14 protein-coding genes and 1 tRNA gene are annotated in these 12071 nt (G+C 51.5%); 6 read left to right on the top strand and 9 right to left on the bottom strand.

Features of this window, described 5'->3' with window-relative positions:
• Positions 1-45: 45 nt before the first annotated feature.
• Positions 46-119, bottom strand: a tRNA-Arg gene (locus tag PGRAT_RS24995).
• Between the two features lie 221 nt (positions 120-340).
• Positions 341-697 (bottom strand): hypothetical protein, encoded by a 357-nt coding sequence (locus tag PGRAT_RS25000; protein ID WP_025705988.1) that lies wholly within the window; start codon positions 695-697, stop codon positions 341-343.
• A 143-nt stretch (positions 698-840) separates the two neighbouring features.
• Between PGRAT_RS25000 and asnB the strand changes: the two genes are divergently transcribed.
• On the top strand, positions 841-2685 hold the full coding sequence (asnB, locus tag PGRAT_RS25005; RefSeq protein WP_025705987.1) for an asparagine synthase (glutamine-hydrolyzing): 1845 nt from the start codon (positions 841-843) through the stop codon (positions 2683-2685).
• A 98-nt stretch (positions 2686-2783) separates the two neighbouring features.
• Here asnB and PGRAT_RS25010 read toward each other — a convergent pair whose 3' ends face one another.
• A complete protein-coding gene (locus PGRAT_RS25010) occupies positions 2784-3620 on the bottom strand; it encodes an aldo/keto reductase (protein WP_025705986.1) in 837 nt (278 codons plus the stop codon).
• 233 nt (positions 3621-3853) lie between these two features.
• On the opposite strand from PGRAT_RS25010, the gene PGRAT_RS25015 reads away from it, so the two are divergent.
• From PGRAT_RS25015 to PGRAT_RS33515, 5 genes are all read left to right on the top strand, one after another.
• The gene (locus PGRAT_RS25015) at positions 3854-4402 is read left to right on the top strand and encodes an RNA polymerase sigma factor (RefSeq protein WP_025705985.1); all 549 of its coding nucleotides are present in this window, start codon (positions 3854-3856) and stop codon (positions 4400-4402) included.
• Positions 4392-4658, top strand: coding sequence for a hypothetical protein (locus PGRAT_RS25020; RefSeq protein WP_025705984.1), 267 nt, complete (start codon positions 4392-4394; stop codon positions 4656-4658). The genes PGRAT_RS25015 and PGRAT_RS25020 overlap by 11 nt, the downstream gene beginning before the upstream one ends.
• 13 nt (positions 4659-4671) lie before the next feature.
• On the top strand, positions 4672-5391 hold the full coding sequence (locus PGRAT_RS25025) for an ABC transporter ATP-binding protein (protein ID WP_025705983.1): 720 nt from the start codon (positions 4672-4674) through the stop codon (positions 5389-5391).
• Complete coding sequence (locus PGRAT_RS25030) at positions 5388-6644, top strand: ABC transporter permease (RefSeq protein ID WP_025705982.1); 1257 nt, start codon at positions 5388-5390, stop codon at positions 6642-6644. Before PGRAT_RS25025 ends, PGRAT_RS25030 begins: the two co-directional genes overlap by 4 nt.
• A gap of 274 nt (positions 6645-6918) precedes the next feature.
• Positions 6919-7215 (top strand): hypothetical protein, encoded by a 297-nt coding sequence (locus PGRAT_RS33515; RefSeq protein WP_155990410.1) that lies wholly within the window; start codon positions 6919-6921, stop codon positions 7213-7215.
• 217 nt (positions 7216-7432) lie between these two features.
• Here PGRAT_RS33515 and PGRAT_RS25040 read toward each other — a convergent pair whose 3' ends face one another.
• From PGRAT_RS25040 to PGRAT_RS25065, 6 genes are all read right to left on the bottom strand, one after another.
• Entirely contained in the window at positions 7433-7888 is a 456-nt protein-coding gene (locus PGRAT_RS25040) for a cupin domain-containing protein (RefSeq protein WP_042267370.1), read from the bottom strand.
• A 66-nt stretch (positions 7889-7954) separates the two neighbouring features.
• Positions 7955-8890 carry an SPFH domain-containing protein gene (locus tag PGRAT_RS25045; RefSeq protein ID WP_025708499.1) on the bottom strand — a complete coding sequence of 312 codons (936 nt, stop codon included), beginning with the start codon at positions 8888-8890 and terminating at the stop codon, positions 7955-7957.
• Positions 8890-9324 (bottom strand): NfeD family protein, encoded by a 435-nt coding sequence (locus PGRAT_RS25050; protein ID WP_025708498.1) that lies wholly within the window; start codon positions 9322-9324, stop codon positions 8890-8892. The genes PGRAT_RS25045 and PGRAT_RS25050 overlap by 1 nt, the downstream gene beginning before the upstream one ends.
• 264 nt (positions 9325-9588) lie before the next feature.
• Complete coding sequence (locus PGRAT_RS25055; RefSeq protein WP_025708497.1) at positions 9589-10521, bottom strand: ROK family protein; 933 nt, start codon at positions 10519-10521, stop codon at positions 9589-9591.
• Positions 10522-10552: 31 nt separating this feature from the next.
• Positions 10553-11380 carry a MurR/RpiR family transcriptional regulator gene (locus tag PGRAT_RS25060; RefSeq protein WP_025708496.1) on the bottom strand — a complete coding sequence of 276 codons (828 nt, stop codon included), beginning with the start codon at positions 11378-11380 and terminating at the stop codon, positions 10553-10555.
• Positions 11358-12068: an N-acetylmannosamine-6-phosphate 2-epimerase gene (locus tag PGRAT_RS25065; RefSeq protein ID WP_425311855.1), complete on the bottom strand. Its 711-nt coding sequence runs from the start codon at positions 12066-12068 to the stop codon at positions 11358-11360. The genes PGRAT_RS25060 and PGRAT_RS25065 overlap by 23 nt, the downstream gene beginning before the upstream one ends.
• Positions 12069-12071: the final 3 nt, after the last annotated feature.

The following is a 12071-nucleotide window of genomic DNA, read 5'->3' on the forward strand; positions in this document are numbered from 1 at the left end:
CTCCGTACGCACAAACAGCCTTCCCGTAGGAAGGCTGTTCCGTGACGTCCCGGAAGGGATTCGAACCCCTGACCGTGCGCTTAGAAGGCGCATGCTCTATCCAGCTGAGCTACCGGGACACATGTGAAAATGGAAATCTTTTAAAGCATATGTATTAATGCAACGTTATTTATTATAACGTATTCGGCAAATTTTTCAAGGGGCTGCTCAAAAATTTGCCTGCCCGCTTCATTCCGGTATTTCTGCCCCCGGGGTGGAAATAGAGGAAGCCAGCCGCCTCTCTCCCTCCACATACCGTCGCCGGGGCAGATCCAGCGGCATGCCGCTTATTGCCTACTCGTTAGGGCAGCTTATGAAAATGCGCCTCCAGCTGTTTTTTCAAATCTCCAAAAATGAGCAGCTCCTGCTGGAACTTTGAACGTTCGTCCTCCGGAGTCATAATGGCGCTTCCCGTAAACGCGCTGACCGTCACATCCTGAAACGCATCATGCAAATTGTTGTCAAACCAGTCAGTTGCAGTATCGGCATCATTCGTCAGAATGCGCACAATTTCATAACCTTCCTCGCGCTGGTCCTCCACAATGTACACCAAAAGTGCAGAATCGCCCACAGCCCCGGGCAATACGCCAACTTCTGCACATGGTGCCCCGTCATATTCGGTCATTCTGCGGATTTTGGCGTCTTTAATGTAATACACTGGTCATCATCCCTCCTGGCAAATTTCCCTCTCCCTTAGTGTTCGGATAAGGACATACATTTTATGCCTTCCTTCGGCATATATCTGTATTACTTGGCAAAAAAGAAAGGACAACAATCGCACAAAAGAGAGGATGAAGCATCATGTGCGGAATAACCGGATTTATCCAGTGGCGCGGCGACCTCACACAGCACTCGCAACTGCTCGTAAAAATGACTGAAACCCTGGAGAACCGCGGACCGGATGCGGCTGGAACCTGGATCTCCGGCCCTTGCGCCTTCGGACACCGGAGACTTAGCGTCATCGATCCTGAGAACGGGGCACAGCCGATGATCGCCCGCCATGACGACAAGGTGTACGCAATTGTGTATAACGGTGAATTATATAATGCCCCTGAGCTCAAAATTGAACTCCAGCAGCGCGGGCATCATTTTCTCACGGAATGCGATACGGAGGTTCTGCTCCATGCCTATATCGAATGGGGACCGGATTGTACGGAAAAGCTGAACGGCATTTTTGCGTTTGCCGTCTGGGACAGTTTGCGCGATCAGGTGTTTTTGGCAAGGGACCGTCTTGGCGTGAAGCCGCTGTTCTACAGCCAGGTGGACGACGTATTTGTCTTTGGCTCTGAACCCAAAGCGCTGCTGCAGCATCCCAAGGTAAAGCCGAATGTGGGACCGGAAGGCCTGGCGGAAGTTTTCATCATCGGCCCGGCCCGTACACCGGGACATGGGGTATACAAAGATATATTCGAGCTTCGTCCAGGTCATGCCATGATTTATAGCCGGAATGGAATCCGCAAGTATGCTTACTGGGAACTAGAGAGCTATAATCACACCGACAACGTGGATGAAACGGCGGCCAAGGTCCGGGACCTGCTGCAGGATACACTGGAGCGCCAGCTGGTGTCGGATGTTCCGGTCTGCTCACTGCTCTCCGGGGGTTTGGATTCCAGTGCGCTGACCGCACTCGCTGTGGACTATTACAACCGTACCGGCCAAGGCCAAGTCGATACCTATTCCGTCGATTATGTCGATAATGACAAGCATTTCAAAAGCCATTCCTTCCAGCCCGGCGCAGACGGCCCCTGGATTAAGCGGATGGTCGATGAGCTCAAGACAAATCACCATTATGTGGCGTTCGATACTCCCGAGCTGGTAACGGCGCTGGATAACGCCCTCTACTCCCGCGACCTGCCGGGGATGACCGATGTGGATTCTTCGCTGTATTTATTTTGCCGGGAGATCAAAAAGAACGCAACTGTTGCTATTTCCGGCGAAGCGGCTGATGAGATTTTTGGCGGATATCCCTGGTTCCACCGTGAGGAAATGCTGACTTCCGGCACCTTCCCCTGGTCAGTCGCTCCCAAAATGCGCACAGAGTTGCTGTCCCCGGAAATCCGGGAATGGATTCGTCCGCTGGAGTATTTGGGGGACCGGTACAGCGATGCGGTGGCAGAGGTGCCGAAGCTTGACGGCGAGACCGGCAAACAGGCGCAAATGCGCGTGATGTCCTATCTGAACATTACCCGGTTCATGCCTACTCTGCTGGACCGCAAGGACCGGATGAGCATGGGTGTTGGCCTGGAGGTCCGCGTGCCTTACTGCGACCACCGGCTGGTGCAGTACGTATTCAACATTCCCTGGGAAATTAAAACCGTAGGCAACCGGGAAAAAGGCATCCTCCGTAAAGCGCTGGAAGGCATTCTCCCGGACGATGTGCTCTACCGCAAAAAAAGCCCGTATCCCAAAACGCATAACCCAGCCTACTTAAATGCAGTACGGGCACAGATGCTTAACATCCTGGATGATTCTTCATCGCCTATCCTTCCATTAATAGACGCCGCCAAAATCCGTGAGATCGCCGCATCCCCGGAATCCTCCAGCAACCTGCCCTGGTTCGGCCAGCTGATGTCCGGCCCGCAGCTGTTTGCTTATCTGAGCCAGGTTAATCTATGGCTGCGCAAATATAACGTTTCGATCGGGTAAAATAGCGGCTGAAAAAAGCTTAAGCCAAAGAGCAGGTCCCGCAGGGGAGACTTGTTCTTTGGCTTTCTGTAAACTGTCTAAGCCGTCCAGCAGCTATCTTAAAAGTCGAAATTATCCGGGTCCGGGCCGAAGCGGTGATTCTGATTCAGATCCTCCAGCACCTTGACGTCCTCATCGCTGAGCGTGAAATCGAAGAATCCGGCATTCTCCACAATACGTTCAGCATGCACGGATTTCGGAATCGTGATGACGCCCTGCTGCAGATCCCAACGGAGCACGATTTGCGCCGGGGTTTTGCCGTATTTACCAGCCATCTCCTGCAGCACCGGCAGATCCAGATTGCCCTGCATCAGAGGGCTCCAGGCTTCTACCTGAATGTCATGTGCCTTCGCATACTTCAGCAGCTCACGCTGGGTCAGCAGCGGGTGGAACTCGACCTGATCCACGGCTGGCACCACTCCGGTATCATCGATGATTTCCTGCAGATGATGCGGCTGGAAGTTGCTCACGCCAATGGACTTGACGAGCCCCTCCTTTTGCAGATGCACCAGTGCCTTCCAGGAATCGCGGTACTTGCCGGCCACAGGCCAATGGATCAGATACAGATCAAGAACATCGAGTCCAAGCTTCTTACGGCTGACCTCAAAAGCCTTCAGTGCCGATTCGTAGCCCTGGTCCCCATTCCACAGCTTAGTCGTAATGAACAATTCTTCCCGGGGCACACCGGATTCACGGATAGCTTGTCCGACACCCTCTTCATTCTTATATCCGGCAGCCGTATCAATACTGCGGTAGCCTGTCTCTAGTGCCGTCTTCACGGCATGGATCACTTCGTCGCCGTCCTTGGCCTGCCACACGCCAAGCCCCAGCCAAGGCATGGTTGCCCCATCATTTAACGTAGGTCCGCCTGAGAATGGTCCGTTCAATTGACTCATCGTTTCGCCTCCAAGCCATAAGTTAAATTCGTCACTCTTCCTTAACCGCAAAAGATGCTTAAGAAGCACATAACAATGCTTTTAATATAACAGAACATTGACAACTTACCAAAATTCTATAAAAGCGGGCATGAGCGGGTCTGTTAATCACAGTGCACCGGATTTTTTTGCTTTAAGGTGTAACTTATATCTTTATTTTTCGTGTAAGAAGGGCCTGAAGGAGGTGGAGAGGATTGTATGAAGACAATGAACTTATGGCTCGGGTGCAGGCCGGAGATAAAGGGGCGTACGAAAAACTTGTCCTGAAGCACAGACTTAAGGCTCTCGCATTTGCAAACAGTTTCGTGTGTGATCTATATGCCGCCGAGGATATTGTGCAGGAATGCTTCGTAAAAGTGTATATCCATAGAGCAACCTATCGGCCCAGCCATGCTTTTAATACGTATTTATTCACCATTATCCGCAACAGCTGCATTGATTACCTAAGGTCAAGACCAGCCTCGCGGTCATTTCCCCCAGAAGCAGTCCCTGAGCTCAGCGATCACACTACACCCGATGAAGTCCTGGCCAGCCGGGAGAACACCAAACTTATCTATGAGGTGCTGAACGATTTACAGATTGACTATAAAACAGCTTTGTATCTGTATGCTGTAGCTGATTTCAGCTATAAGGATATTGCCCGCATTATGAAAAAATCAGTACCCCAAATCAAAATTCTGCTCTACAGGGCACGCAAGAAATTCAAACTACAGTATAAGGAGCTGATCGTAAATGAAGAGTGAAGAGGATTTTTTGGCCGGTATGTGGACAAGCATTGAACTTCTGGAAGCAGAGCAGCAACAAAAGAATCTGGCCAGAGAACGGAATCGGAGATTGATGAAAAAAAATATCGTCATGTACACAACCATGCTTTTAACATTAGTGCTGATAATCCTCTGGGCCCCTTCAAACCTTGGATTTATAATGGGCATTTGCGGAGCCTATCTGCTGCTTGGTTACATCTTGGACGGCTTCTCGTTTAGAGCATTCATCAATTAAGGGAGGAACAACCTTGAAACCTGAAATTATCATAGACCATCTATCCAAAAATTTTGGAAAAAGAGAAGCATTGCGGAATATTTCTCTACATATACAGCCCGGCATGTTCGGACTTCTTGGCCGAAACGGCGCTGGAAAAACTACCTTGATGAGGGTACTTGCGACCCTGCTTCATAAATCAGGCGGATCGGTTACGGTATGCGGCATTCCCATCGAACAATCTAAGGAAGTCAGGAAGCTCATCGGATATTTGCCTCAGGATTTCTCCATCTATCCCGGTATGACTGTGTACGCAGCCATGGATTATCTGGGAATATTATCAGAGCTGCCCAAAGCGGCAAGGAAAGAGCGGATACCCGCTCTCTTAAAACGGGTCAACCTCGAAGATTGTCTGAACCTTAAGGTAAAGGCATTATCGGGAGGAATGAAACGCCGGCTTGGCATTGCACAGGCCATTCTGCATGATCCCCAAATCTTGATAGTGGATGAACCTACCGCCGGGCTTGACCCCGAAGAGCGAATACGGTTCCGCAATTTACTTTGTGAAATAGCAGAGAATAGAATCGTTATCCTGTCTACCCATATTGTAGAGGACATTGAAAAGACCTGTCAGAACATTGCTGTTCTGGACAAGGGCCAAATCATTTATCAGGGAGCGCTGCAGCATTTCATCGGAAATGAACGCGGCCTGGAGGAAGCTTATATGAAACAGATGGGAGAGTATCAACGATGAGGCTATTTCTCACAGAATGCGGACAAACGCTCAAAAGCATGCTCTACTTTGTGTTTATTGGCGTCATGCTCCTGTTCTACTTCACCCAGCTGAGTGATTTTGCAGGAAGCGATATCGCTGAAGTGCAGAACGCGTCCGGGTACAACATCCAAAATCCTCTAATGAAACCTCCGCCGGATGCTGACAATTACGGGTCTGTGGAAGCGGAAATTCCGGAACAGGTTATGCCTGCTGCTCTAAATCAATTGTTAAGCGAATATGCAAACAATGAATACACCACCTATCCTGCCGGCTTCTATAAGAATGTGAAGTTAAGCCAGAAGCAGCAGGAGAAAGTGGCTGCGATCGTAAAAGACATTACAGGACAACTTCCGGAAGCGCTGATGAATGAGCAGGGCAAGCTTCCCGTTCTGATCACTTACGAATCATTTACAGCCAAAATGGCAGAGCTCGATACCCTGCTGGGAGGTGGATCAAACTATGAAGAAGGCAGACTTAAGGAATATGGGAACCTCCCTGTTACTTACGAAGAAAAGCTGGCAGAATACCATGATTTCATTCAAGTTGACCAAGTGACTGGTGCCTACGCCCGGCTATTTTGTGATTATATGGGCATCGTGATCTCATTATTTTCTGTTTTTGTACCCGTGGCATTCCTAATCAGAGACCGAAAATCCGGAGTCAAGGAGCTGCTCTATTCCCGTAAATACAGTTCGGCAGGCTTTATTCTGGCGAGGTATTTTGCACTGGTAACGATGCTGCTGCTTCCCGTCCTGTTATTGTCGCTCCTCCCGCTGACCCAGCTGGCTCTGTATGGGAGCAAACACCATATCACAGTCGATTTATGGGCTTTTGCCAAATACATTTTGGCCTGGCTGCTCCCCACGCTGATGACAACCACAGCGGTTGCATTTGTACTGACTGCGCTGACCGACACGCCTATGGCCATAGCGGTACAACTATTCTGGAGTTATACGGATATACTCTCAGGCACCTCCTATATTTACGGCGGACACTACGGTACCCGGCTGGCTATCCGCCACAACACTTTGGGGAATTTGCAGGCCATGCAGGATGATTTACCCGCCCTCATATTGAACAGAAGCGCATATGTGCTATTTTCACTGCTTCTGGTAGGCGTGACCATTGTTCTGTATGAGCTTAAGAGAAGGGGGAAGCTGGATGTCTACGGCTATTTTCATCAAATATTCAGAAATCGCAAAAAACCAATTCAAGCTGACACTGTGGGCTAATTCTTTGCTGGCCTTGGCGCTTGCCCTGGGAACCCCCCTCCTGTTTGGCATACAGTATCTTGACAGCAGGGCCTCCAGCTTCATATTGGAACGTTTTCTCACGTTCACAGGAATTATTTTATGTACTCCCTTGTTTTTACCGGAACAAGACAATTCTGTAAAAGAATTAATCGGGTCTAAATACACTCCGTTTACAGGGGTAGTCCTGATTAGGCTTATGTTAGCTCTGACTGTCCTAATATGTCTCATAAGCAGCTTTATTGGAGTAATGCTGTTGAACCATTGCCAGTTCGCAGCCGGGCCGTTTATCCTTGGCACCTTTGCCACCGCCCTGTTTTTGGGCTCCCTCGGGTTCCTGGCCTATTCGTTGTCAGACAACCTGGTCGCGGGGTACATGCTGCCGGCAGTGTATTATATCCTGAATATGTTTTCGGGTGAGAAGCTGGGGAATTTCTACTTATTTTCGCTGTCCAAGGAGAGTATGAATGAGAAATATTGGCTTCTGGGCGGGGCTCTGGTCTTGTTTGCCGCCGGTACGGCCTACAGGGCCATTGTGAGACAAGTAAGATAGCTTAAGAGTAACATCATCTGGAACACTCTTGTGCTTAAGCATAGGGCTTTCATTGAAACCCGGTAATTAGTTGGAAGTTCTTCCATTACAAAAATCAGCTGGCTTTGTCAGCCTATGACCAAAAAACACAGAGCAGCGCTGCCCAGTAAACCGGAGTAGCGCTGCTCTGCTGTCTTCTTAGCGTTTTTTTATAAAACTTCTTCTGATCAGTGGCATCTTACTTCTCAATCAGCTTGAAATCATCAAAATGGAATTCCGGGGATACAATGCAGGAGACCAGCACGGGTTCCTCACCAAGCGGACGGGCGGCCTGCCATACCCCTGGGGGAATCACAACCTGCGGCTGCTGGCCAGCAGCCACATCCAGGCCGAGAATCACCTCGGTCACATTCTCCGGCTTGTCGCCGCTGCCCCCAAGGCTCAGGACAATCGGGCTGCCGGAATGCCACAGCCAGATTTCGGAAGAGAGCACCGTGTGCCACTCCGAGGCTTCATCTGCATGGAGCAAAAAATAAATGGAAGAGGCCGAGGCTCTTGGCCCGGAATAACTCTCCCCCAGCGTTTCCTGCGGAATTTCAAAGGGAGCGTTCCACAGCCGTTTGTACCAGCCGCCTTCCACGTGAGGCTGCAGCCCCAGCGCCTCTACCAGCGGGGAAATTTCTTTGTGCGTCACTTTCTTCTCTCCTTAAAGTTTTGCTTTTACTTTAACGGAATGTGCCGTAATTGTAAAATCCCCCGTTTACTTACTCTCCTTGCTGGCCTTAAATACCTCGGCAATGGCACCCAGCGTGCCCAGTGTTTCAACAGCGCTGGTAGGCAAGAATACCTTGTTGGCCGCGCCTTTGGAGATTTCGGTCAGCGCGTCGAAGGATTGGTATGCCAGCACTTTTTCATCCAGCCCGGCACTGCTGAGCAGTCCAATCCGCGATTTCTCGGCTTCCGCTACCGCCTGGATCGCTTTGGCCTGCCCAAGCGCTTCCAGCTCCTGAGCCTGCCGCAAGCCTTCGGCCTGCCGGATACGCGCTTCCTTATCCCCCTCCGCCTTCAGGATCTTGCTCTGCTTGTCACCTTCGGCTCGCAGGATCATATCCTGCTTGGCAGCTTCCGCCTCCAGCACAATGGCACGCTTGCTGCGTTCGGCCTTCATCTGCTTATCCATTGCTTCCTGGATATCAAGCGGCGGCTTGATATCAATAACCTCAACGCGCTCGATCCGCACGCCCCACTTCTCCGTCGCCTCGTCCAGCGCCAGACGGATATCCGAGGAGATTTTTTCGCGGCCGGACAAAGTTTCATCCAGCTCCAGCTTACCGATAATCTGCCGCATGGTAGCAGTGGAGATGTTGCGCACCCCGTATACATAATCGGAAATGCCGTAGGTTGCTTCTTCCGGTCCCACGACCTGATAAAAAATAATCGTATCAATCTGCACCTGCACATTATCCTTGGTAATCACGGTCTGCGGCGGCACATTCGCCTGCTGAATCCGCAAATCATGATACGTGCGCACCTGATCAATAATTGGAATAAGCACATTCAGACCCGGCTTGAGCAGCCGGTGGAATTTACCGAGACGCTCTACAACCCCTACCCGCTGCTGCGGTACGATCTTAACGGTCAGCGCTACAAATACGACAACAACAAAAATAATAATCCCAATAATAGCCCATTGCATCAGTACATATCCCCCCATCGTACTACTTCAATAATTGTGGAGCTTCTTCCGACCACTTTGACCACTTCATCCTTGCCCAGCGACTCGATTGAGGTCGCGCTCCAGGTATCGCCGCCTACCTTAACCTGGCCATACCGTCCGGGCTCAATCGGTTCTACGACCAAACCCTGCCTGCCGACAATGTCCGTTCCTGTATCCTGGAAGCCCCTAGAACTGCGGAATCTCGCTACCAGCGGCTTCGAGAAAACCGTCAGCCCCAGGGCAACCAGCGAGCCTGCCACAACCTGCAGCAATACCGCATCCGGCAGCAAAAGGGAAACCAGGCATGCCGCCAGAGCACCGATACTTAACCAGAGCAAATAAAACGTAAGCGTCATCATTTCAACGACAAACAGGACACCGGCTGCAATTAACCAAAATACCCAGACCACCATCGGTGAACCCACCACCTTCCGCTATATACTACTATAACGAAAAAAACGGCATGACGTTGCATAAGTTTTTTGGGAACTGGGACACAGGCAGGCACAGCCATTATATTTCAGCGGATGGAAGCCGCCGATAGTCATAGCCCTCAGAACGCTCTATGTCAAACTGCCGTCCGGCCCGGATTAAGCAGCGGATAATTTCTGGACGACAACGTAAGCGGATGATTCCGCAGGGGATGATCACATTACTTTGTCTTATGAATTCAAAAGTTATGCCGTGTCCTCCTTCTCTGATCCTGCGTGCAGTTGCCTGAAGCGTTCCAGCGCAAGCTTAGCCGCCCCAAAGCAACCGGCCCGGTTCCCGAGTTCAGCTGCGGCAAGGATATCCCATAGTGCTCCACCCTTCAGTTTATTCTTCAGCAGCGGCCACCATATTTCCCGTTCATGGATAATCCCTCCGCCAATGATGATGCGTGCCGGATCAAATGTGACGCCGATATTGCCCAGAACAACCGACAAATCTGCTGCAAAGCGTTCCAGAACCCGCAATGCGCCTGAATCTCCCATACGCGCATCGGCCATAAGCTCCGATCCGTGTTCGTAGGTTCGGCCTGTCAGCTCGAGCCCTAGCCGCAGCAGGGCGGAACCCGAGACATATTGCTCCACACAGCCCTGCTTGCCGCAATTGCAGGGGAGGCCGCCGGGAACCAGAACACTATGTCCGAATTCACCGCCGCTCCAGTGGAAACCGCGGCCAAGAGCACCGTGTATCATATAAGCCCCGCCTACTCCGGTGCCCAGTGTGAGCATGACGATATCCCGATGTCCGCGCCCGGCTCCCAGCCATGCTTCACCCAGCAGCGCGGCATTCGCATCATTGTCGGAGACAGCCTGGAGCCTAAAGGTATCGGCTGCCCACTTAGCCAGGTGAAGCCCCTGCCAGCCCTGCAGATTATCTGTGGCATACACCACCTGTCCGGTGTCCGTATTCACTCTTCCCGCAGAAGCTATGCCGATTTCCTGAACTAAGGGGCTGGCCTCCAGCAGCTCGCTGACCAGCGCTTCCAGCTTGCCCAATATTGCTTCCCTGCCCTGCCAGGCATCCGTATCGCGCCTTGCTTCTGCCCATACAGCTCCAGTTTCGTCAATGACCAGTCCTTTGACGGCCGTCCCCCCGATATCCACACCGATGACCTGCCTCATCCCTCTCCCTCCTTTACTTCCATCACATCCCTTAACAGATCCGGTCGATGACGGCCCTTGCCGTCAGTTCCTTCATGTTCTTCGTCTCATCCCCATGCCTCCGCTCCAGTCCTTTACAGATCAGTTCAATAATGAACAGCTGGGATATTTTCGCGCCCATGGACCCTCCTTCAAGAGGCGATTCCTTCCCGGCTGTCAAGAGAACGATATCTGCAATGGACGCTATAGGAGACTTGGCATAATTGGTCATGGCAATAACCCTTGCCCCGTTCTGCTTCGCTTTCATCAGCATATCATTTGTATCCAGTGTGCTTCCGGAGACACTGATGCCGAAGGCGACATCCCCTTTGCCCATGGTTACTGCCATCATCGATTGGATATGGCTGTCCGCGATAGCCTCAACCCGTCTTCCGATACGCAGGAAGCGGTTTTTGGCATCCAGTGCGGTAATGGCCGATGAGCCCACCCCAAAAAACTGGATGTAGCGCGCCGCATCCAGTTGATTAATGGACTCCTCCAGCTGCGCGCGGTCCAGCATACCGAGACTGGACTGGAGAATGTTGACCGCCGACTCGTAAAGATGTGCCGCATAATCCAAGTCCCCGCCATCCCATCCTGAAAAGGCTTGCTGCTTCGGCAGCCCTTGGGCAAGCATCAGCTTAAAATCCTGGTATCCCTTGAATCCGATTTTGCGGCAGAAGCGCATAACCGTAGTCTCTCCTGTACCGGCAAAGTCCGCGAGCTCCGTTACAGAAAGGTAGATCAGGTTATCCGGGTGCTCAAGGACACACTTGGCCACCTTCTGCTCCGATTTGGTCATGGAGGGATAATACGTATTAATCCGGTCCGTCATTTCCATGGTTAATTCCCTCCCTTCTCATTGCTGCCGCAAACCGCCCTGTAATCAACTGGGGTCTGGTTATGGCTGAACCCACCACTGCTGCATACGCCCCCAGATCCATGGCCTTCCGGACCTGGTCCGGCTCAGTCATTCTGCCTTCAGCGATAACAGGGATAGATAAGCGCTCAGCCGCTTTTTGCAGCAGCTCAAAGTTAGGACCCTCCTGCTGAAGGGAGTACGGTGTATAGCCCGAAAGTGTTGTCGAGACGCAGCTGACCCCCAGGGTTTCTGCATGGATGGCCTCATCCAAAATCGAAATATCGGCCATTGCAGCTATGCCGTTCCGGTTCAGAAAGGCGACCATTTGCTCCAGTGTGCAGTCCTCCGGTCTCTTTTGCCCAGTCGCATCAAACGCAATCATATCCGCTCCGGCTTCAAGCAGCTCTTCTATTTCTCTTAGTGTCGGGGTGATGTACACCGCCGAACCCGGATAATCCCTCTTCACAATGCCGATAACAGGCAGTGAAACAGCGTTTTTGATGGCGCGGACGTCCACCGAACCGTTAGCCCGGATGCCAACAGCGCCCCCTTCCTCAGCAGCGGCTGCCATACGTGCCATTATTTCGGCACCATACAGCGGTTCACCCGGAAGTGCCTGGCAGGATACGATCAGTCCATGCCGCAGCTTCTGCAATATCGTATTCAGGGT

It is taken from the genome of Paenibacillus graminis, assembly GCF_000758705.1.
Classification (GTDB): domain Bacteria; phylum Bacillota; class Bacilli; order Paenibacillales; family Paenibacillaceae; genus Paenibacillus_AQ; species Paenibacillus_AQ graminis.